Source organism: Rhodococcus sp. NPDC056516 (genome assembly GCF_042794655.1).
Lineage (GTDB): Bacteria > Actinomycetota > Actinomycetes > Mycobacteriales > Mycobacteriaceae > Rhodococcus_F.
Genome location: NZ_JBHTTG010000001.1, coordinates 663,497 through 684,556, shown reverse-complemented (window position 1 = coordinate 684,556; position 21,060 = coordinate 663,497). Strand labels below are relative to the sequence as shown.

Sequence of the window (21,060 nt, the reverse complement as noted above, 5' to 3'; positions counted from 1 at the left end):
TCGGTCAAGGGGACAGGGTGATCCTGATCTCACCTTGCCTCACTGTTCCGCATCCGATCCAACACTCATCGGCTATGGCTCCGATAGGGCGTACCAATATGGCCTGACCTGCGATACATAGGCAACCGCTATCGTTCCGATCATCGACGCGACATTGCTCAAAGTGATCCAGAACACGTTGAATGGGTCAGCCGGCAATTACAACACCATCGATCGCTTCGAGGCCGCGCTTCGAGCACGATCGCATCCGCCCACCAGTCTCGAAGGGACGCCACGTGACCCCCATCGCGCCACAGCGTAACGACGTCCAGCCCGAAGCAACAGCAACGCCAGATTCGTCAGCAGTCCCTGTCTTCGGTACCCGCAAGCGTGCGTGGACGATGACCGGGCTCGTCGTCTTCCTCTACATCGTCAACTACGCGGACAAGGCAGTCCTCGGCATCATCGCTCAGCCCCTCGCTCGTGAGCTCGGACTGAAGTCGTCGCAAATCGGCATGGTCGGCTCGCTCTTCTTCCTGATGTTCTGCATCGGCGGATTCCTCGCCGGACCGCTCAACAAGTATCTGACCCTACGTTGGGCGCTGTTGATCCTGGCCGCCATCTGGTCCGTGGTCATGCTTCCCCTCGTTCTCGGCGCCAGCCTCGCGATGTTGATCGTCTCGCGCATGCTCCTCGGATTCGCCGAGGGTCCCAGCTCGGCACTGATGCACACCGCCGCGTACTCGTGGCACCCGCCGGCCAAGCGCGGCCTTCCCGGCGCAATGCTCGCCGGATCCGCCTCTGTCGCAAAGATCGCCCTCGCACCGGTACTGACCTTCATCGCCGTTCATTACGGCTGGCGTGCAGCGGTTCTCTCGCTCTCCGTCCTCGGACTCGTGTGGATGGGTTGCTGGCTGGCCGGTTGGTCCGAGGGCCCGTACACGAGCAAGGCCGTCAAGGCGACCAAGAATGCAGATACAGAAGCAAGCGAGGTAGCCGGGACAGCAACGAAGGCAGTCACCGAGCCCAACGTTCCTTGGCGCAAGATCCTGCTCTCCCGCACCTTCATCAGCTGCTGCTTCCTCATCGCCACCATCTACGCGCTGACCACCGTCGTTCTCACCTGGCTGCCGTCGTACTTCGAGGTCGGCCTCGGATACAGTGCGATGCAAGCCGGTTCGATGTTCGCGCTGCCCTCGATCGTCGGTCTGGTTCTCATGATCACCTCCGGTTCGGTCACGGACAAGTTGATCGGCCGCGGCTACACCTCTCGCACGGTTCGTGTCATCGTCCCCTGTGTCGGCGTTCTGATCTGCGGATCGATCCTCCTGTTCCTGCCTCAGATCTCCACTCCCATCGTCGCCGTCGCCATGGTCTCGATCGGCTACGGATTCTCGGCAATCACCTTCCCGCTCATCAACGCTGCGATCTCCGAACTGTGCCCGCCGCAGCAGACTGCCGGAACGATGGGATTCTTCCTCGCCATCATGTCGATCGGCGGCCTGATTGCTCCCTACGCAACGGGAGTCATCGTGGACAACGCTGCAACACCGGCCGATGGCTACGCCCAGTCCTTCCAGGCAATCGGCATCATCGGAGTCGTCGCCGCGGTTCTGGTCCTCGTCTTCGCCAACCCCGAACGCGACCGCAAGCTCATCCGCGGCTGAGCACTCCACGTATAGCCATTCGCTAACACAGCCATTCACCGAAAGACATTGCCGGGTTGTCCCGCTCGTGATCGACTCGAGTAACGCCCCAACCGCACCGTCGCAACACCGGGCACGAACAGCAGGAGAGATACATGCGAGATGCCGTCATCGTCGACGCAGTACGTACACCGATCGGCCGTCGCGGCCGCGCCCTCTCGGAGATCCATCCGGCCGAGCTGTCCGCACATGTACTGCGTGCGCTCGCTGAACGGACCGGACTCGACGCGGCGACGGTCGACGACGTGATCTGGGGATGCGTCAGTCAGGTGGGTGAGCAGGCTGGAAGCATCGCCCGCACAGCGGCACTCGCCGCCGGCTGGCCCGACAGCGTTCCCGGTGTCACGCTGACCCGAGCCTGTGGATCGAGCCAGCAGGCAGTGTCCTTCGCTGCGGCCACCGTCATCTCCGGCCAGAACGACGTGGTCGTAGCCGGAGGCGTCGAATCGATGTCGCGAGTACCGATGGGGACCGCCAGCAAAAACGGTGAGCACTTCCCCGCTTCGGTACTCGAACGCTTCGGGGTGGACAGTTTCAGCCAGGGAACCGGCGCCGAGATGATGGCCCGGAAATGGGCGCTCACACGAACGGCTCTGGACGAATACGCACTTCGCTCACACGAACTCGCGGCCACCGCCACCGATGCAGGTGCGTTCACCGGGCAGATCGCTCCGATCGCCGGCTTGTCCCAAGACGAAGGCATTCGGCGAGGCGGAAGTCTGGAGTCGCTCGCGAAGCTGCCCCCGGCCTTCGACGCCGACGGAGTCATCCACGCCGGCAACTCTTCTCAGATTTCCGACGGAGCGGGCGCCACACTCGTCACGACCAGTGAGTACGCCCGGGCACGCGGGTGGAAGCCTCTCGTCCGTATCCACACCGCAGTGGTCGCGGCCGATGACCCGGTCATCATGCTCACCGGTCCGATTGCCGCCACCGCAAAGGCATTGGATCGCTCCGGCTTGTCTATCGACGACATCGGCGCCTTCGAAATCAACGAGGCATTCGCGCCCGTCCCGCTTGCCTGGCAGGCCGAAACCGGCGCGGCCGTAGATCGTGTGAATCCGCTCGGCGGCGCGATCGCGGTCGGGCACCCACTCGGCGGATCGGGCGCGATCTTGATGACTCGCCTGGCACATCACATGCGCGATCAGGGAATTCGCTACGGACTCCAGTCGATGTGTGAGGCCGGCGGCATGGCCAATGCGACCATTCTCGAATTGATCTGACCCGACAACGCTTTCGGGTCACACGTCATCCAGCAGGAAAGAAGAATTGATTCATGAAACTCGAGGGACTTTCCACCGCGATCACCGGCGGCGCTTCAGGTCTCGGCCTGGCCACCGCTCGACGACTGCTCGACGCCGGGGCGCAGGTCACGTTGATCGATCTGCCTTCCTCCGACGGTAAGCAGGTGGCGGCCGATCTCGGAGCTGCCGCACAATTCGCCGCGGCCGACGTCACCGACAGCGAACAATTCGCGGAAGCACTCGACGCGGCGCACGAGCGCGGCGGACTGCGTGGCGTCGTCCACTGCGCGGGCGCCGGGCGTCGTATGCGCATTCTCGACAAGGACGGGAAAGCCGGATCGGTCGAGGATTTCGAGTTCGTCGTCAAACTGAATCTGGTCGGTTCGTTCAACGCACTCCGACTCGGCGCCGAGCGGATGGCCGAACTCGACGCCGTGGACGGTGAGCGAGGTGCCATCGTCATGACGGCGTCGGTCGCGGCATTCGAAGGTCAGATCGGTCAGATCAATTACACGGCATCCAAAGCCGGCATCGTCGGTATGACGGTCACCGCTGCTCGCGATCTCGCCAGCCGAGGAATCCGCGTCAACACCATCGCTCCTGGCATCATGGACACTCCCTTGCTGGCGCGCCTGCGCGAAGACGTGCGCACCGCCCTCGAAGCCTCGGTTCCCAACCCTTCAAGGTTGGGTCGCCCCGACGAGTTCGGTCAGCTGGCCGTCTCGATACTCGAGAACGGCTATCTCAACGGCGAAACCATCAGGCTCGACGGCGCTATCCGGATGGCTCCCCGGTGACGGGCGCCAGCGTGATCGCCAATCCACAACTGCGCCACAACATGCACTACCCGGATACCACGATGGCCTACTGGGCACCCAGCATGGCGTCACTGTACGGTGATCGCCTCGCCGTCGTGGACGGAGAGCGCGCGTGCACCTTCCGCGAACTCGGCCAGCGCAGTGCACAATTCGCCGGTGCATTGCGGCAAGCCGGAGTGGGCGTCGGTGACGTGGTGTTGATGCACCTCGGGAACTGCGTCGAGTTCCTCCAGGCCTACTACGGCTGCCTGCAAGCCGGAGCGACCGTTACGTTGGTCAATCCGCTGCAGCCAGAACTCGGCCTACGCAAGCAGATCGAAGAGACGTCCGCCGTTGCTGCGGTCACTCAGAGTTCGCAGCTGCACGTCCTTCTGGCGGCTTCTGCAGGAACCACCATACGTACGATCGTGATGGTCCAGGACACCGAGGGCGCGCTCGACGCACCGGAGTCGGTCGTCGCGTTCGACGCCTTCATCGCGGACCTACCCACCGAATTCACCCCTGCCACCGTCCGTAGCGACGACATCGCGCACATCGCGTTCACGGGCGGAACCACCGGGGTGTCCAAAGGTGTTCGCGTTCTTCACCGCAACGTCGTCGGCAACATCACGCAGATGTGTGGTTGGCGGACCGGGCACGAATTGGAGGCAGGTGCCGACGGTCTGGTCACGCCACGACGCATCGACGGCCTCGACGTGCTCGGTCCGACGCCGGGAACCGGTGCGACCATCGTGGTCTCACCTCTCTTCCACGCACATTCGTTGCTCAACACGTCGTTCCTGTTGATTTCCGGGCTCACTCAGGTATTTGCCGGCCGGTTCGAACCCGGCCGGATGCTCGAGCTGATCGAAAAGCACGGCGCCACCTACCTCACCGGGTCTCCCGCCATGTGGCACGCACTGTCGGTTCATCCCGACGCTACGGTGCGTAACACCGACAGCGTGTGTGTCGTGTCCTCCGGCGCTGCCCCGATCGACAGCGTCACGCTCGCTGCGCTCCGCCGCGCATTTCCCAAAGCGCTGGTCGTCGAGGGATACGGACTGACGGAAGCCACTTGTGTGGTCACGGCCGCACCGCTGATCAACGGCTCGCAATACCGTCAGAGCAGCGTCGGCCTCCCGATCTTCGACACCGAGATACAGATTCGCGATCAACTCGACCGGAAGACTGTTCTGGGCGAGAACGAACGCGGCGAACTGTGGGTACGTGGACCTCAGGTCACCGACGGCTATCTCGGACATCCGGAAACCACCGCAGAACAGTTCGTCGACGGCTGGTTGGACACGGGCGACATCGCGTACGTGGACTCGGACGGATACCTCTTCATCTGTGACCGGGCCAAGGACATGCTCATCTACAAGGGGTACAACGTCTATCCGCGTGAACTCGAAGAGATTCTGGTCTCGCATCCGGCAATCTCGACTGCCGCGGTCGTCGGCCGCGAAGTGGGGAGCAACGGTCAAGAACCCGTCGCCTTCGTGGTGATGATTCCGGGCGCCGAGTTCGACGCCGAGCAGATCAAGGCGTTTGTCGCCGAGCAAGTGCTGCCGTACAAGAAGATTCGCGATGTCGTCGAGGTAGAGCTACTCCCGACGTCCGCCGCCGGCAAGGTGCTCAAAACCGATCTCCGGTCGAGGCTTCTCGAGTCGGTCGACAAGGCAGGTTCCAAATGACGACCTTCGCAGATCTGACGTCGCAACTGCGGGTACCAGTTCTCGCGTCACCGATGTTCATCATCTCGACGCCTGACCTCGTCATCGCGCAGTGCACGTCCGGGATCATCGGGTCTTTCCCGGCCCTGAATGCCCGTCCGCAGTCAGCGCTTCGGGATTGGCTCAAGCTGATCACGGTGGCGCGCGAGGAGCATGATCGTGAACACCCGGAGAAGCCCTCCGCACCATTTGCGGTCAACCTCATCGTCCATCGGTCCAACAACCGCCTGGAAGAGGACCTTGCCACCATCGCCGAGTTCGAGGTCCCGATCGTCATCACCTCGCTCGGTGCACGCACGGACATCAACGATGCGGTACATGCGTACGGCGGAATCGTTCTCCATGACGTCATCGACAACCGCTTTGCACGCAAGGCGATCGAGAAGGGCGCGGACGGGCTGATCGCGGTCGCCGCCGGGGCAGGCGGACATGCCGGTAGACAGTCGCCGTTCGCCCTGATTCGGGAGATTCGTGAGTGGTTCGCCGGTCCGCTACTGCTGTCGGGTGCCATCGCTCACGGTGATTCGATTCTTGCTGCACTCGCGGCCGGTGCCGACCTGGCTTATGTCGGTTCGGCTTTCATCGCTACGGAAGAGGCCAACGCCGATCCGGCGTACAAGGAGATGATCGTCGACTCCGGCGCTTCGGACATCGTGTACTCCAATCTGTTCACCGGCGTACACGGGAACTACCTGCGTGGCAGCATCGTTGCCGCCGGTTTGGACCCGGAAAACTTGGCCGAATCCGATCCTTCCGCAATGAGTTTCGCGACCACCGATACCGACACCAAGGCCTGGCGCGACATCTGGGGCGCGGGCCAGGGAATCGGTTCGGTCGACGCAGTTCTTCCGACGCATGCAGTGGTCGAGCGTCTCGCATCCGAGTACGAGGCGGCCCGCGAGCGTATCTGCCGACGCTAGGGCTGCGACAGATAGTCGTCGGACAGGTATTCGTGGACCAAGCTCACGAATGCCTGTCCCACCGGCGACAAAGTCGAGGGGTCGAAGGCGAGACCGTACGCACGAAGGAATCTCGGCTCGCAGGCTCGCTCCACCACCTGACCTGGCATCGATTTCGCCACCGAGCGCTCGACCAACGAACCGCCGAGCCCAGCGATGACCATCGGTAGCCGCGACTCCCGCTGCTCCGTGACCACTGCGAGTTCCGTTCTCGTACCGGCCTTTCGGATCGAATCTTCGATCGCGTCACCCATCGCCGCCCCGCGAGGAACGAATACCATGGGAATGTCCGGCATTTCCGAAAGGCGTACCGGCCCCTCGGGTAGATCAGTTCCCGCCGGGTAGACCAGGCGGTACTCCTGCTCCCCCAATTCTACGATCTCGAGCCCTTCGCCGGCCTCGAGCGGCAGATGTGCCACCGCGAATTCGCAGTGACCGTCCCGGATGAGACTTTCCAGATTGTCCTCCCGCTCGAGTTCCGAAAATCTGACTCGCGCTTGCGGATACCGTCGACAGAACTCCGCGATCAGATCGACGATCGTCCCGGAGGTCAGAGCAGGAAAAGCCATGATGTCGAGTCGACCGACAATCGCACCGTCGGATGCCGTCAATTGTTCCGCCGCGGCTGCAACGTCTCGCAGAACCTGTCGACTCGGGCCGACCAAGCTGCGACCGGCTGCACTGAGCACCATTCCGCGCCCGATCCGGTGGAAAAGCCTCACTCCCAGTTCACGTTCCAACCCGCGCAACGCCTGGGACACCGTCGGCTGAGCAACACCCAAAGCCGCTGCAGCGCCGTTGATTCCCTTGTTCTCGACCACCGCGAGGAAGTACTCCATCTGTCGAAATTCCACCGCTCAGTCCTTCCCAGAGGATGAAGAGTACGTCGCGGCCATCTCGGCAGCCGTCGCGATGAGCGCTGCAGCGGCCGGCGATTGCTCGCCCGAGCGGTAGACGATGCCGACGTCGCGCCGAAGCGGCGGATCGAACGAGAAGGCACACACATCGGACATCTGCTGTTGTGCAACCTTTCTCGGAACAACGGTGGCGCCGATTCCGCGACGGACCAGGTCCCACGTCGTGACCGGATGGACACAATCCACGACGACGTTCTCGGCGCCTTCGCTGAGCAAACCACGAAACTGGTTCGATTGGTCACCGAGGTCGACGACGAGAGGCAAAGTGTGCAGTAGCGCTCGAGGAACCGGATCGATCAACGGCGCCACCAAGCGGCCGGACAACGACGCGTGCGTGGCGAGCACCAACTCCTGAGTGACGATCGGAGCCGTGACCAATCCTTCGTACCCGATACTCAGATCGGTGACACCGACCTCGGCCGATCCGCGCCGCAACGCGTTGTCCACCCCGGCCGGGCCGTACGTGTCGAGAACGCGCACGACGATCTTCGGGAAGTTGGCCCGGAATCGACGGACCAACTCGACCATCGGATCGATCGAGAACGCCGAGTACGAGACGACGTCCACACGGCCGAACTCGAGTTCGCGAACGGCGGTCACCTTGGCCTTCGCGCGCTCGACGTCGGCAAGTATTCGCCTGGCCGCGAGATCGAAAGTTCGTCCGGCATCGGTGAGAACCAACCGTCTACCCGTCCGGTCGAACAGCGTGGCGCCGAGTCGACGCTCGAGCGTACGAATTGCCTGTGAAAGTGACGGCTGCGAAATGTAGAGAGCCTGAGCGGCCTTCGTTATCCCACCGTGGTCGACAACAGCGACGAAGTAGGTGACAAAGTGCAGGTCCACTCACTCATCATACGACCAGCGATCTGTCGCTCACTCCACGCGAGTTACCCCTGGTACCGCCCACTCTCCGGTGAAGATCGGATCCCGCTTTTCCACGAAGGCACGAACCGCGTCGGTAGCGTCCGTCGCGAAATTGACGGCTTGCGCCTTTGCCTCGTTGTCGAGTGCTTCCCGCAACGAGAGCGAAGTGTGATGTTCGAGCATGGCCGCAGACTGACTCAATGCAGCAGGCGGACCGTCGGCGAGCCGTAGCGCCAGTGTCGACGCGTGTTCGTCCAGTTCGGCCGGTTCGACCAGATAGGTCACCAGTCCGAGTTCGTAGGCTTCCTGAGCGTCGATCGTCTCGGCAAGCATCACCAGTCGCTTGGCTTGCTGGAGTCCGACCAGTCTCGGCAGGATCCACGAACCCCCGAAGTCGACCGACAACCCGCGTTTGGCAAAGATCTGGCTGAACTTCGCGCCTTTGGCTGCCACGACGAAGTCGCAGAGTAACGCCATGTTCCATCCGGCTCCGACGGCAAACCCGTCGACCTTTGCCACCAGAGGCTTGGGAAACTCACCCAGGGCAGCTGCCGTTGCGTTGATGACGCGCATCCGATCGAGCGGATGCGACGAGCCGCGTTTGTCCAGATCGGAACCCGCGCAGAAGGTGCCACCCGCGCCAGTCAGGATCACCGAGCGAATCTGCGAGTCCTCCTGAAGTTCGAGGACCGCTTCACGGAGCGCGATCCAGGCGTCAAGATCGAGCGCGTTGCGGCGATGCGGTCGATCGAGAACGATCGTTGCGACAGCGCCCGTGCGTTCGATGCTTACGGCCGCGCGCTCGACGGTTTCGGCACTCATGAACCACTCCACACGGGAGAGCGCTTCTCGGCGAATGCGGTGGCACCTTCCTTGGCATCCCGAGATGCGAAGACTGGATCGATGAATTCGCGTTGCGCGACAAAGGCATCCGGATCGGTGTACTTGGCGGACATTGCCAGCACCTGCTTCGTCGCGCGCACAGCCAGCGGACCGTTTGCCGCTACTCGTGCCGCCAGCTCGCGTGCGACAGCCAGAGCCTGTCCCGGTTCGGCGAGTCGATTGACCAGCCCGTGATGATGCGCCACGGCGGCACTGAGTGGGTCACCCGTGATAGCGATCTCCATGGCGAGCTGATACGGGAGAATCTTGGGCAGACGCAGAAGGCCACCGGCGGCCGCAGCAAGCCCCCGCTTCACTTCGGGTAAGCCGAATTTCGCGTCGGAGGATGCCACGATCAGATCCGCTGCCAACGCCAGTTCACAACCGCCGGCGAGTGCCCAACCCTCGACGGCTGCGATCAGCGGCTTCGACGGCGGAGCTTCGGTCAAACCGGCGAACCCACGACCGGGCAGCGATGGTCGTTCGCCGCGTGCGAATCCCTTGAGATCCATACCTGCGCAGAAGGTTCCACCAGCCCCGGTCAGAATTCCGATGGTGAGATCGGACCGTTCCTCGAACTCGTCGATCGCGGCCGCCAAGGCCTTCGCGAGTTCCAGGTTGACCGCGTTCTTGGCCTCGGGACGATTGAGTGTGATGACGGCAATGCCGTCGGCGAAGTCGGTGAGCACGACGCTCATGTTCGGTTCCTACTTCCGTGATGAGATTTTTGAAAGGTCACTGAGCGCGGAGGCTCCATCGCACGGGCGTGCCGCCGGACGGTGTCACGATCTCCCGCTTGGCCAAAACAACAAGATGAGCATGTGTTTCGCGGACTGCCAGGCGAAGTAGCCGCGGCGACATCTGATCGAACGGGCGAGACCAAGAAATCGTGCGCGAGAGGTCCCAGGCCGTGGACTCGGGCTCGGCCTGCACCGCCTCCACAATTTCCGCCAATCTTTCCTCGTGGTGCCCCATCAATTGACGTGCACGATCAGCGATCCCCCGGAATCGATATTCGTGTGCCGGAAGGACTTCGCATTCACCCAGGGTTGTCGTCGCCTCGAGCGAGAGCAGATAACGATGGAGCGGGTTCTCGAGTTCACCGGGAATCGTGGAGATGTTCGGGCTGATCCTCGGCAACATGTGATCGCCGCTGAACAACAACCCCCGGTCCTCTTCCACGAAGCAGAGATGTCCAGGGGTGTGGCCGGGCGTCCACTGGGCGCGAAGATTCCATCCTGGTAGGTCGAGTGAATCCCCATCGCCCAGAACAACGTCGATGGATTCGTGCTCAGCGAACCGCACCAGGTCGACCCGAGAGGCGTCGAGCACTTCCGCCGGCGCGCCGAGTTCGGACAACTGCAAGTTCCAACCACTGATGTCGTTGCGAGTCTGCTCGGGGCCGTGGTATCCGAGAAGCGTCGCGTCGGCCATGTGCATCGCCAGCGTTGCACCGCTGACCTGCCGAAGGCGCGGCGCCAGGCCGAAGTGATCGGGATGCAGGTGTGTGATTGCCGCATACCGCACTTCGGAAACGTGGTATCCGATCGACGCTATGCCGTCGACCAGAGCCTGCCACGACTGTTCGTGATCCCAACCGACGTCGATGAGGGCTAGTCCGTCGTCGAGGGCGAGTGCGTAGACGAGCACGTAGCGCAAAGGGTTGTCCGGCATGGGAACAGGGATCGACCACAATCCGTCCCGTACCTGCTCCACCGGTGGAAGGACTTTGTTCGCCCACGCCTCACGTTGTGCGACGCCGACGTCTTCGGTCACGATCATGATGCTTCTCCGCTCGCGTTCAGCATGGTCCGCAGGCTCGACTTGAGCAGTTTCCCGCTCGCATTGCGAGGTAGAGAGTCCACGAAATGGATCTGGCGAGGCTTCTTGTACGACGCCAACTTCGCTGTGCTGAAAGCAATCAACTCCTCGACGCTGGGCACCGCGGCACCGTCGACGAGTTTGACGACTGCGGTCACGGATTCACCCCAGCGCGTGTCGGGAACCCCGACCACCGCGACCTCGGAAACCGAAGGGTGCTCGGCCAGAATGGATTCCACCTCGATCGGATAGACGTTCTCGCCGCCGGTGATGATCATGTCCTTGAGACGATCGGTGACGAACAGATAGCCCTCGTCGTCCAGATGACCGGCATCGCCCGTTCGGAGAAAACCGTCGTGGGTGAACAATTCGGCGGTCTCACGTTCACGTCGCCAGTACCCGCGAGTGTTGTTTCTACTGCGCGCGACGATCTCACCGGACTCGTTGGGCGGCAATTCTGCACCAGTCGTGACGTCTCGAATGGAGATCTCGACGCCGATCATCGGTTTTCCTGCAGAGCGGAGCAAGTCCGATCGCGGCCCGCTCACATGATGGTCGTAGGCGCGAAGGACGGATACCGAACCCGTTGTCTCGGTCATCCCGTATCGCTGAACGAATTTGCAGTTCAACACGTTCATCGCGTGGGCGAGGAGTGCCGGCGTGATCGGCGACGCCCCGTACGCGACCACCTGCAAGCTGGAGAGATCGAAACTGTCGAGGGTGGGCAGATCTACCAGCGTCTGAATGACCGCAGGTACCAGAAATGCGTGGGTGACGTGGTGAGTCGCGATGGCATCAGCGACCCGAGCCGGCGCCATGTCTCCGAGCAGCACCAAAGGCACTCCGGCGGACAGGCACGTACTCATCCAGCCTGCACCGGCGATGTGAAAGAGAGGCAGCGCGTCGAGTGCCACTGCATTCGAACCGAATTCGTACACGTCGAACCCAGCGGGTTCGTTGTACAGATTCCGATGTGTGGCCACGACTCCCTTGGGCCGGCCGGTGGTCCCGGACGTGTACAGCTGCAGAACCGCTGCGTCTGGCTCGTGCCCAAGTCCGGGGTCGACGCCCGTCCCGGACGCCACGAACTCCGCCCAGGTTCGCGAATCCGGCAGACCCCCTGCGGCTCCCACGGTGATGACCTCGATGTGCGGCAACGCTGTGGAAATCGCTGCCGCGCCCACTGCGAACTCGTCGTCGACGATCAAGACGTCGAGTTCTGCGTCCTCGGCGATGTCAACGAGTTCGCGTGGGTTGAGCCGCCAGTTCAACGGAATGAACACAGCGCCTGCCTTCGCACACGCGATGAAGGTTTCCGCACCTTCGAGACCCATCCGCAGTAGCGCGCCGACACGAGCACCCGTCGCGGTTACTTCTGCCAACGCACTCGCCAAGGCATTGGTCTCGTCGTCCAGCTCGGCCCACGTCAAAGCTCGGTCGCCGCACGTGATCGCCGGATCGAACGGCCGTGTCGACGCCGAGTGGCGTATCCGGTTGGGTAGGTGAAGCTCGCTCACATCACGCTCCTGTGTTCCAGGTACTCACCGAGCGCGAACCGCGGTCAGTGGTACTGGAACAGTCGACCATCGCTATGGCCTGCGCCACAAAGACGAGAAGGCGCACAGAGCCATAGCTCAGACCTATGTCTGCAGGTCGCAGCAAGTCGCCACAGCCAGGGCACCGTCATCTGGGAGAATTCGTCAGATGCAGGCACCCGGGATGGACATACGCAGCGCGCAGTATCTCGTCGCCGTCGTCGACCACGGCAGCGTCACTGCGGCCGCGGACGTCCTGCGTATCTCGCAACCGTCACTGTCGCAGGCCGTACGCAACCTCGAACGAGCACTCGGAGCCACACTCTTCGAGCGCACCACTCGCGGTTTGACTCCCACCACAGTCGGACTGGCAGTCGCCGAGTCTGCACGTGCGTTGCTGTCCGACGTTGCCCGGGCCGAAGCCGCGGTGGCTGCGGTAACCACCTTGCGTGCCGGGGAACTCGCCCTAGCTGTCCAGTCCGATCTGGCCATCGACCCGGTGGCCGAGGTCGCCGGACGCCTCCATCTGACGGCACCCGGAATTCGGTTCTCCACGAACGCCGCCGCGAACGCACAGGACGTGCGAGCACTGGTCAGAGCAGGCGCGTGTGAACTCGGGTTTCTCGAAGCCCACCCGGGTGCCGGTGTCTCCGACGGGCTTCGAGAAATCTCCGTGAGTAGCCAGGAAACGGTCTTGTCTGTCCCCGTTCACCTGGCCACAGAACTACCCGACCCGGTTCCACGCGCTGTGGTTGCGCGCTTGCCGATGGTGGTCGAGGCCTCTGCAGCCAGGCGCGGGCATTCGGTCGACGACGACCTGGAACTCACCAACGTCGTGGTGGAAGTACCTGATCGCCTTGCCGTCCGGGAGATGGTCGGCCAAGGCGTAGGCGCCGCACTGCTTCCCAGATCGATCGCCGAACAAGACTCCCCGGCAGCTGAGGTTCGCTCGCTGTTCCCACCGATCACCCGGCAGACGATCTTGGTCTACCGCGACGGCCCGCTCTCGCCGGCCGGGTCCGCGTACATCGAGAAACTTTCGACACGTCACAAGCCGTCTACGAACAGCCTGCCCAACGGGGAGAGCGTCTCCGGATCGAATTCGACGCCGTAATTCAGCGAGATCGCCGGCTCCACCGGAAATATCTCCGCGCCGGACGCGACCGATCTCTCGGCCAGCGAACGCTCCATGAACGCCATACCCAAACCCGCAAAGACGAACGCGCCGACGGTCTCCCGCTGCGCCAGCTCCGTCGACATTCGAGTCCTGGCACCGGCAGCCTGCAGGGACGACTCGATGGCGAGCCGCGCCCGCGAGTGTTTGAGCACGCCCACCACCGGAAGATCGGGCAGTTCCGTCAATGACACCGGCTCTCCTGCAGCGGGTTTCATGCCGTTGGGCCACACATCCGGGTGTACCCCCGACGGCACTGCCAGCCAGTACTCGTTCACCCCGATCACTTTTGTCGACAGCGCCGACATGTCCGGGGGCCAATAGCTGAAGACCACCTCGCACGCGCCGTCTGCCAGGACCTGTTCGGTCGTCGCACCCTGCGGTAGTTCACCGACACGTACGGTGACACCAGGCCACTGCTCACGAAAGTTCGCCACGATGCGTGCGATCGGGCCTTCGAGACCATGTGCCGCGGAAAAGATGTCGAGGCGCCCACGAGGCTCGTCGGCCGTACCGATCGCGACATTGAACGCGGCCGCACTACTGCGCATCATCTGCCTGGCCGGTCCTACCAACGCCCGACCTGCTGCCGTCAAAACCAAACCGCGACCGACACGGTGGAACAGTTCGACTCCGAGTTCGCGCTCGAGACCACGAATCCCCTGCGACAGCGACGGCTTGGTGACCGACAGATTCTGCGCTGCCGTCGACAGAGACTCCCCACCGGCAACGGCGAGGAAGTACTCGATCTGACGTAGGTCCACGCCGTCGACTTTGCCATAAACGCAGCCAGGTATACCGGTAGCAAGCACTGCAGGGTGTTCATGCACCCTTCATTAATCGGACATTCAGGACACACCTTCTTCTACCCGGCGCCACCTACCGTAATTGGTCCAGACCAATTACGGATAGGTCTGAACCACCGCGTCGAAGACAAGGAATCCTCGTGAGACGTACGACCATCGCGATAGCAGCCGTGACCGCGGCTCTCGCCGTTCCCGGCATCGCCCCCGCCGAATCCCAAGCCGAACCCGGCTGGGGCAGTTCGTCCTTCGAATGGGGCAGCTCTTCGGGTGAGAACAACACGCCGCCCGCAGCGCCCGGCGTCAGTGTCCCCGGCGGACGGTACGAGCACCCCGTCGACCTGACCTTCACCGCCGAGCGCGGCGCCACCGTCCGCTACACCGTGGACGGAACGACACCCACCACCGACAGCCAAGCTGCCACGCCGGGACATCCGTTGCAGATCGCACAGGACACCAACGTCACTGTCGCCGCTTTCCGCGGCGATCACGCGAGCGCGGCCGTCTCGTTCGGCTACCTGATCAAGACCTCGGAAAAGCCGCTGGCTCAGGTCGTCGTGATGTCCGACGTCCACGTCGGCGATCACGCGAACAACGACAAGAAGTACGAAAGCTTCTTCGACACAATCGGTTCCATCTTCCCGAAACCAGACGCAATCCTGTCCAACGGCGACATGATCAACGACAACGGAGACGGCAAGGGTCCCGATCACAAGATTGTCGCAGAGATCTTCCAGGCAAACCTCGCCAGGAAGGGTATGAACGACACCCAACTGCTGATCTCCAACGGCAACCACGATGCAAGTCTCGCGGCGATCAGAGCGGGATACCCGACAGAGTGGTTCCCGGATTCCGGTGGCGGATACTACGAATCCGACGTCAACGGTGTCCATCTCTTCACAGTGAACACCGAGACATACAACAATGATTCAGCACAACGCAATTGGCTGAAGTCCCGCCTGACCGAAATCACCTCGGACTCGGCGAACCTGACCAAACCGATTCTCGTACAGGGCCACCGACCTGCCAGCAACACGGCCATGGACGGCCAGCAAGCGTCGAATCCACGACTGACAGAGGACTTGAGCGCCTTCCCACAGGCAATCTTCTTCTCCGGGCACTCGCATCTGAACAACAACGACGATCGGTCGATCCATCAGCGTGACTTCACGTCGGTCAACGACGGTTCGATGTCGTACATCGAAATCGATCACGGCTATCAGATGGTGACCGAATCCGGTCTCGCCAACCGATTCGAATCACCTACGGCCCAAGCACTCTTCGTCGAGGTCTACCAAGACCGCACGGAAATCAACCGAATCAACATGGCGGCAGACAAGCACGACATCTACGCCGGTGGCGCGTGGTCGGCGAGTTGGCAGCCGCCGTACTCGAGCGCCGGCACTCTGAGCGGTTCGGGGTGGACGGTCGAGCTCGACGGTTCGACCAACCAGCAGATCAAGGACAACTTCCGCTACATCCAGGGGGCACGGAACACGCACGCGCCGGAATTCACCACGACCACCCCACTCTCGGTGACGACCGGCGAAAACGGTGCGACCGCATTGAGGATCGCGCAGGCCAAGGACGATCAGATGGTGCACCACTACGCCGTCGAGGTCACGGACACAGCCACCGGAGCGAAGGTGGTCTCGTCGAAAGTGCTCTCGGACTTCTACTTCATGCCGCGGCCGAACAGCCTCGACATTCCGATTCCCGATGCCGCAGCGGGCACAGCATACGAAGCCCGCGTCGAAGCCGTTGACGCATACGGCAACCGGTCACCGGTGACAACCCTGGCCTTCAACCGCTGACCCGACACGACAAAGCGGCACCGCGCATATTCGCGGTGCCGCTTCTCGGTTCAGTTGTAGGTACGCAGCAGGCCCTTGCTGATGATCTGCTTCTGGATGTCGCTGGTGCCTTCACCGATCAGAAGGAACGGCGCCTCGCGCATCAACCGCTCGATCTCGTATTCCTTGGAGTAGCCGTACCCACCGTGGATACGGAAGCTGTCCTGCGTGACCTCCGAGCAGAATTCACTCGCCAGGTACTTCGCCATGCCTGCGGCGACGTCGTTGCGCTCACCCGAGTCCTTGAGCCTGGCAGCGTTGACCATCATCAGATGGGCCGCTTCGACTTTGGTGCCCATCTCGGCGATCCGGAACGCGATGGCCTGATGCTCGGCGATCGGCTTGCCGAAAGTCTCGCGTTGCTTGGCGTAGGTGACAGCCAGTTCGAAAGCGCGCTGGGCGATTCCGCAAGCGCGAGCGGCGACGTTGACCCGGCCGATCTCGACGCCGTCCATCATGTGCCGAAATCCCAAACCGGGGGTGCCACCGAGAACCTCTTCGGCTGCGATCTCGAAACCGTCGAAGATCATCTCCGTGGTGTCGATTCCCTTGTAGCCCATCTTCTCGAGCTTGCCCGGAATGGTCAGGCCCGGGAGTACCTCACCGAAACCTGCGGGCTTCTCGATCAATATCGTCGTCAGATTGTTGTGCGGCTTCTCCGCGCCCTCGTCCGTCTTGACCAGGACTGCAACCAGCGTCGACGAACCACCGTTGGTCAGCCACATCTTCTGGCCGTTCACGACGTAGTCGCCCGATTCGGTGCGCCGCGCCCTGGTGGTGATCGCGGCAACGTCCGAACCCAATGCAGGTTCGGACATGGAGAATGCGCCGGTGAGCTCTCCGGACGCCAGACGCGGCAGGTACTTCGCCTTCTGTTCCGCCGTCCCGTGCGCGGAAATCATGTGAGCCACGATGAAATGCGTGTTGATGACACCGGACACGCTCATCCATCCGCGGGCCAACTCTTCGACGCACAGCGCATAGGTAAGCAGTGATTCGCCGATTCCCCCGTACTCGGGGTCGATGGTCAGTCCGAACAGACCCATGTCCTTCATCTGCTTGACGATGTCGGCCGGATACGTATCCGAGTGTTCGAGTTCCTGCGCCGCGGGGATGACGACGCGATCGACGAACTCTCGTACGGCCCCGACGATGTCGGTCTGGGTTTCGGTCAATCCCGCCGTCTGCGCCAAACGAGTCACTGTTCCACCTGTCAGTCGGTACTTCGCACTCTCCTGTCGACGAAACAGATTCGACTACAGGAACTTTCAACCAGCGGCGAGCCGTGCTCAGCAGAGGTCGTGCATCCATTCAATCCTTGAACGGTATATGTGTCAAAGTCGATTTCACATACGAACCGTATGGCGGAAACTATGTCCGAACAGGTCGTTCCCACTGTTGACAATCCCGCCGCGCGTGCTGGATATTCGAGTGGCCAGGTCGCGGTGGCCCTTCGATCGGTCCCTTCACGCGACGCATCCCCCACCTCTCCTCGAGACAGGCGCATTCCATGCACGACGCAGTCATCTGTGAACCCGTTCGCACCCCGGTAGGCGGATTCGGCGGAGTATTCAAGGACGTTCCCGTCACCACTCTCGCCGGCACTGTTGTGCGTGGCCTCGTCGAACGAACCGGCATTGCGTCCACAGATGTCGACGACGTCATCTTCGGTCAGGGTTACGCCAACGGAGAGGCTGCGGCCATCGGGCGAATCGCGGCACTCGACGCCGGTCTCGACGTGTCCGTTCCCGGAATACAACTCGATCGCCGTTGCGGCTCAGGTTTGCAAGCGATCATCTACGCCGCGATGCAAGTACAGACCGGGATGAGCGACCTGGTCATCGCCGGCGGCGCCGAGAGCATGAGCGGAACCGAGTTCTACTCCACCGACATGCGTTGGGGCACAAAGCGCCCTTCCGTCGAGTTCCACGACCGACTGGCCAAACCGCGCACGAACTCCGGCGGAGTCAACTTCCCGGTCGAGGGCGGAATGATCGAGACCGCCGAGAACTTGCGTCGGGAGTACTCGATCACTCGCGACGAGCAGGACCGTTACGCGGTCCGATCACACGAGCGGGCAGTTCATGCCCAGGACAGCGGGTATTTCGACGACGAGACCATTCCCGTTTCGGTGCCCGGACGCCGTGGTGAGCAGACGGTGGTCACTCGCGACGAGCATCCGCGCCGAGGGATTCAGTTGGCCGATCTCGCTGCACTGCGCCCCATTCGAGGTCGCGTCGATCCCGAAGCCACTGTCACCGCCGGTAATGCGTGCGGCCAGAACGACGCCGGCGCAGCCGCGATCGTCACTACAGTTGCCAACGCCGAACGGCTGGGCCTGCGACCATTCGCGAAACTGGTCAGCTGGGGTGTGGCCGGTGTGGAGCCGAACCGGATGGGCATCGGCCCGGTTCCTGCCGTGGCGAAGGCACTCTCCCGTGTCGACCTGTCACTCGACGACATCGACCTCATCGAAGTCAACGAGGCCTTCGCGGCCCAGGTTCTCGCGTGCGCCAAGGCCTGGGGATTGAGCGCCCAGGACATCGAGGAACGGTTCAACGTCAACGGTTCCGGCATCTCGCTCGGACATCCTGTCGGCGCTACCGGTGGGCGGATCCTTGCAAATCTGCTGCGCGAACTCGACCGGCGCCAGGGACGGTACGGGATCGAGACCATGTGCATCGGCGGCGGACAAGGGATTGCAGCGGTGTTCGAGAACCTTCGACGCTAGGGAGCGTCAACCGATCGATCCGTCTTTTCGGAGATTCGTGATCTGATCGTCGGTACGCCCCAACTCGGCCAGCAGAGAATCCGTCTGCTGGCCGAGAGCTGGAACATCACCCATGCGCATTTCGACATCCGAGTACGTCATCGGAGGCAACACGGCATCGATCGGACCATGTTCGGTGCCCACGGACCGCCACCTGGCACGCTTCTCCAGCTGCGGATGTTCCAGCAGACCGGCCATGTCGTTGAGTGCCGCAGCCGGAACACCAGCGGCGGCCAGGCGCTGATCCAGATCTGCCGTCGAGTACAGACGAGTCAGAGAACCCACCAATTCGTCTACCTCACCGCGGTTTTCGACGCGCACGATGTTGGTGCGGTACCGCGGATGGTCGACCAGATCCTCGCGCTCGAACACGTCCACCATCAGTGCCCGCCATCCACGATCGTTCTGGACGCCGATCAGGATCTCGCCGTCGATCGTGGGATACGAATCGTAGGGAACGATGGCAGCATGGCCGAGACCGACGCGCGGAATCTGCTTGTCCGCATACATTTTCATGTACATCGGATGACCCAGCCACTCGACGGTCGAATCGAACATCGAGACCTCGACGAGCGCTCCCCTGCCCGTTCGCTCTCTACGGAACAGGGCGCTCAGAATCGAAGTCAGCGCGTACATTCCTGCTGCGATGTCCGAGACCGGGATGCCGGTCTTGGTGGCCGTTTCCGGTGTGCCTGTCACGGAGATCATTCCGGTCTCGGCTTGGACCAACATGTCGTAGGCCTTGCGCTCGCGCCGTGGGCCGGCGCTGCCGTAGCCGGACATGTCGATCACGATGAGCCGTGGGAATTTCTCGCGCAGTTGCTCCGCGCCGAAACCCAGTCTCGCGGCAGCGTCAGGAGCCAGGTTCTGCAGGAACACGTCGGCTCGCGCGACAAGGTCGAGAACGATCTGCCGGCCGGATTCCGATTTCACGTCGACGGCGATGGATTCCTTGGAACGGTTGAGCCACACGAAGTGTGATGCCTGACCGTGAACCGCTTGGTCGTAGTGACGCGCGAAGTCACCCTCACCGACGCGTTCTATCTTGATCACCCGCGCACCCATGTCCGCGAGATGTCTGGTGGCGAGCGGTGCCGCCACCGCCTGTTCGAGTGCAACTACGGTGATTCCGTCGAGCGGAAGGTCCGAGTTCGGCTGTCCCATGTCAGTAGTCACCCCAGAAGTTTTACACCCAGAAGTTTTGCACTCTGAATTCTTGCACTCTGAATTCTTGCACTCGAACAGGACCGTTTCAGATGTGGCGGCCGCCGGTGATCTCGAGAACCGTACCCGTCATGTAGCTCGAGAGGTCGCTCGCGAGGAACAGTACAACCGAAGCAACTTCCGAAGGCTCGGCTGCGCGCCCCATCGGAATCTCGGCCAGCTTCTCGTTCCAGATCCGTTCGGGCATCGCCTCGGTCATTGCCGTGCGGACCAGTCCGGGCTGAACGGCGTTGACGCGAACGTTCTTGAATGCGACCTCTTTTGCCGCGGCCTTCGTCAGACCGACGATGCCGGCCTTGGCGGCGGAGTAGTTGGTCTGCCCGAGCATGCCGACCTTGCCGGAGATCGACGAGATGTTCACGATTGCGCCGGTTTCGCGCTCACGCATGCGGGCTGCGGCAGCGCGTGTCCCGTTCCACGCTCCCTTGAGGTGAACGGCGATCACGTCATCGAAGTCCTGCTCGGTCATCTTCCGCATCGTGGCATCGCGAGTCATGCCGGCGTTGTTGACCATGACATCGACTGGGCCGAAAGCGCTTTCAGCCAGATCGAGCATTGCCTCGACCTGTCCCGAGTCCCGAACGTCGCAGGAAGCGAAACGGGCGACCGACTCTCCGCCGAGTTCGGCGACCGCAGCCGTTCCCACGCCTTCGTTGATGTCGCCGATGACGACGGTCGCGCCTTCCTTGATGAAGGTGCGCGCAATTTCGAGCCCGATCCCCTGTGCTCCGCCCGTCACCACTGCGACCTTGCCGTCCAACAATCCCATGTCCACTCCGTTCGTGAGGTTAAAAGC

At 62.4% G+C, this 21,060-nt stretch carries 18 protein-coding genes; 8 read left to right on the top strand and 10 right to left on the bottom strand.

Annotation, left to right across the window (positions count from 1 at the left end; genetic code table 11):
- Nucleotides 1-182: 182 nt before the first annotated feature.
- The 5 genes from ACFQ6Y_RS03285 to ACFQ6Y_RS03265 all read left to right on the top strand — a co-directional run bounded on the left by ACFQ6Y_RS03285 (nucleotide 183) and on the right by ACFQ6Y_RS03265 (nucleotide 6,382).
- Nucleotides 183-1,646 (top strand): MFS transporter, encoded by a 1,464-nt coding sequence (locus ACFQ6Y_RS03285; protein WP_378628903.1) that lies wholly within the window; start codon nucleotides 183-185, stop codon nucleotides 1,644-1,646.
- 134 nt (nucleotides 1,647-1,780) lie between these two features.
- Complete coding sequence (locus ACFQ6Y_RS03280) at nucleotides 1,781-2,911, top strand: thiolase family protein (RefSeq protein WP_378531386.1); 1,131 nt, start codon at nucleotides 1,781-1,783, stop codon at nucleotides 2,909-2,911.
- A gap of 53 nt (nucleotides 2,912-2,964) precedes the next feature.
- Nucleotides 2,965-3,729 carry an SDR family NAD(P)-dependent oxidoreductase gene (locus ACFQ6Y_RS03275; RefSeq protein ID WP_378628900.1) on the top strand — a complete coding sequence of 255 codons (765 nt, stop codon included), beginning with the start codon at nucleotides 2,965-2,967 and terminating at the stop codon, nucleotides 3,727-3,729.
- Nucleotides 3,726-5,423 carry a class I adenylate-forming enzyme family protein gene (locus tag ACFQ6Y_RS03270; RefSeq protein ID WP_378531382.1) on the top strand — a complete coding sequence of 566 codons (1,698 nt, stop codon included), beginning with the start codon at nucleotides 3,726-3,728 and terminating at the stop codon, nucleotides 5,421-5,423. Before ACFQ6Y_RS03275 ends, ACFQ6Y_RS03270 begins: the two co-directional genes overlap by 4 nt.
- Complete coding sequence (locus ACFQ6Y_RS03265) at nucleotides 5,420-6,382, top strand: NAD(P)H-dependent flavin oxidoreductase (RefSeq protein WP_378531380.1); 963 nt, start codon at nucleotides 5,420-5,422, stop codon at nucleotides 6,380-6,382. Before ACFQ6Y_RS03270 ends, ACFQ6Y_RS03265 begins: the two co-directional genes overlap by 4 nt.
- Here the strand turns inward: ACFQ6Y_RS03265 and ACFQ6Y_RS03260 are convergent.
- The 6 genes from ACFQ6Y_RS03260 to ACFQ6Y_RS03235 are packed head-to-tail and all read right to left on the bottom strand — an operon-like array spanning nucleotide 6,379 to nucleotide 12,422.
- Entirely contained in the window at nucleotides 6,379-7,275 is an 897-nt protein-coding gene (locus ACFQ6Y_RS03260; protein WP_378531378.1) for a LysR family transcriptional regulator, read from the bottom strand. The two genes, ACFQ6Y_RS03265 and ACFQ6Y_RS03260, sit on opposite strands and share 4 nt — an antisense overlap.
- A 3-nt stretch (nucleotides 7,276-7,278) precedes the next feature.
- Nucleotides 7,279-8,181 carry a LysR family transcriptional regulator gene (locus tag ACFQ6Y_RS03255; RefSeq protein ID WP_378531376.1) on the bottom strand — a complete coding sequence of 301 codons (903 nt, stop codon included), beginning with the start codon at nucleotides 8,179-8,181 and terminating at the stop codon, nucleotides 7,279-7,281.
- A 30-nt stretch (nucleotides 8,182-8,211) separates the two neighbouring features.
- The gene (locus ACFQ6Y_RS03250) at nucleotides 8,212-9,024 is read right to left on the bottom strand and encodes an enoyl-CoA hydratase/isomerase family protein (RefSeq protein WP_378542429.1); all 813 of its coding nucleotides are present in this window, start codon (nucleotides 9,022-9,024) and stop codon (nucleotides 8,212-8,214) included.
- Complete coding sequence (locus ACFQ6Y_RS03245) at nucleotides 9,021-9,782, bottom strand: crotonase/enoyl-CoA hydratase family protein (RefSeq protein WP_283302961.1); 762 nt, start codon at nucleotides 9,780-9,782, stop codon at nucleotides 9,021-9,023. The genes ACFQ6Y_RS03250 and ACFQ6Y_RS03245 overlap by 4 nt, the downstream gene beginning before the upstream one ends.
- A 37-nt stretch (nucleotides 9,783-9,819) precedes the next feature.
- Entirely contained in the window at nucleotides 9,820-10,866 is a 1,047-nt protein-coding gene (locus ACFQ6Y_RS03240; RefSeq protein WP_378628898.1) for an MBL fold metallo-hydrolase, read from the bottom strand.
- On the bottom strand, nucleotides 10,863-12,422 hold the full coding sequence (locus ACFQ6Y_RS03235; RefSeq protein WP_378628895.1) for a long-chain-fatty-acid--CoA ligase: 1,560 nt from the start codon (nucleotides 12,420-12,422) through the stop codon (nucleotides 10,863-10,865). The genes ACFQ6Y_RS03240 and ACFQ6Y_RS03235 overlap by 4 nt, the downstream gene beginning before the upstream one ends.
- Nucleotides 12,423-12,609: 187 nt before the next feature.
- Between ACFQ6Y_RS03235 and ACFQ6Y_RS03230 the strand changes: the two genes are divergently transcribed.
- The gene (locus ACFQ6Y_RS03230) at nucleotides 12,610-13,554 is read left to right on the top strand and encodes a LysR family transcriptional regulator (RefSeq protein ID WP_378628892.1); all 945 of its coding nucleotides are present in this window, start codon (nucleotides 12,610-12,612) and stop codon (nucleotides 13,552-13,554) included.
- Here the strand turns inward: ACFQ6Y_RS03230 and ACFQ6Y_RS03225 are convergent.
- Nucleotides 13,488-14,378, bottom strand: a complete 891-nt coding sequence (locus ACFQ6Y_RS03225; protein ID WP_378628889.1) for a LysR substrate-binding domain-containing protein — start codon at nucleotides 14,376-14,378, stop codon at nucleotides 13,488-13,490. The two genes, ACFQ6Y_RS03230 and ACFQ6Y_RS03225, sit on opposite strands and share 67 nt — an antisense overlap.
- Before the next feature lie 182 nt (nucleotides 14,379-14,560).
- Between ACFQ6Y_RS03225 and ACFQ6Y_RS03220 the strand changes: the two genes are divergently transcribed.
- Entirely contained in the window at nucleotides 14,561-16,231 is a 1,671-nt protein-coding gene (locus tag ACFQ6Y_RS03220) for a chitobiase/beta-hexosaminidase C-terminal domain-containing protein (RefSeq protein WP_378628887.1), read from the top strand.
- A 50-nt stretch (nucleotides 16,232-16,281) separates the two neighbouring features.
- Here ACFQ6Y_RS03220 and ACFQ6Y_RS03215 read toward each other — a convergent pair whose 3' ends face one another.
- On the bottom strand, nucleotides 16,282-17,472 hold the full coding sequence (locus ACFQ6Y_RS03215; protein WP_378628885.1) for an acyl-CoA dehydrogenase family protein: 1,191 nt from the start codon (nucleotides 17,470-17,472) through the stop codon (nucleotides 16,282-16,284).
- A 308-nt stretch (nucleotides 17,473-17,780) separates the two neighbouring features.
- Here ACFQ6Y_RS03215 and ACFQ6Y_RS03210 point away from each other — a divergent pair, with 308 nt between their 5' ends.
- Nucleotides 17,781-19,001, top strand: coding sequence for an acetyl-CoA C-acetyltransferase (locus ACFQ6Y_RS03210; RefSeq protein ID WP_378628883.1), 1,221 nt, complete (start codon nucleotides 17,781-17,783; stop codon nucleotides 18,999-19,001).
- Nucleotides 19,002-19,007: 6 nt separating this feature from the next.
- Here the strand turns inward: ACFQ6Y_RS03210 and ACFQ6Y_RS03205 are convergent, their stop codons facing one another.
- Nucleotides 19,008-20,204 (bottom strand): CaiB/BaiF CoA transferase family protein, encoded by a 1,197-nt coding sequence (locus ACFQ6Y_RS03205; RefSeq protein ID WP_378629791.1) that lies wholly within the window; start codon nucleotides 20,202-20,204, stop codon nucleotides 19,008-19,010.
- Between the two features lie 88 nt (nucleotides 20,205-20,292).
- A complete protein-coding gene (fabG, locus tag ACFQ6Y_RS03200; protein ID WP_214880049.1) occupies nucleotides 20,293-21,033 on the bottom strand; it encodes a 3-oxoacyl-ACP reductase FabG in 741 nt (246 codons plus the stop codon).
- Nucleotides 21,034-21,060: the final 27 nt, after the last annotated feature.